Source organism: Neisseria sp. P0021.S007 (assembly GCF_051956855.1).
Window position 1 is genome coordinate 1 of the sequence record NZ_JBQCXA010000853.1, and the last position, 580, is coordinate 580.

General features: G+C 49.5%; 1 protein-coding gene. It reads right to left on the reverse strand.

Annotated features, from left to right (window positions below; genetic code table 11):
• Positions 1–580: 50S ribosomal protein L3 (gene rplC / locus ACTHUR_RS16330; RefSeq protein ID WP_440399728.1), on the reverse strand; the 580-nt coding region annotated here is incomplete at both ends.

Consider the following 580-nt stretch of genomic DNA (forward strand, 5'->3'; position numbering starts at 1 on the left):
GCACCCGGAACAGCACCCTTAACCAACAGCAGTTGGCGTTCTGCATCAACACGTACAACTTCCAGTTTTTGGACAGTTGCTTTGGTGTTACCGTATTGACCGGCCATGCGTTTACCGGGGAACACGCGACCTGGGTCTTGCGCCATACCGATAGAACCTGGAACACGGTGAGAACGGGAGTTACCGTGGGAAGTACGTTGGGCACCGAAGTTATGACGTTTGATCGTACCGGAGAAACCTTTACCTTTAGAGGTACCGGTTACATCGACCAGTTGAACGACTTCAAACATAGAAACGGTGATTTCGTCACCGGCTTTCACTTCAGCCAGTTTTTCTTCAGTCAAAGCAAACTCGATCAAACCACGACCGGCTTCAACACCTGCTTTTGCAAAGTGTCCTGCTTCGGCTTTGTTGACACGGTTAGCTTTTTTCTGACCAAAGGTAACTTGAACGGCAGTATAGCCGTCAGCATCTTTGGATTTTACTTGTGTAACGCGGTTGGCAGACATATCCAAAACGGTCACCGGAACAGAAACACCCTGTTCGTCGAACACGCGGGTCATACCAACTTTGCGTCCAA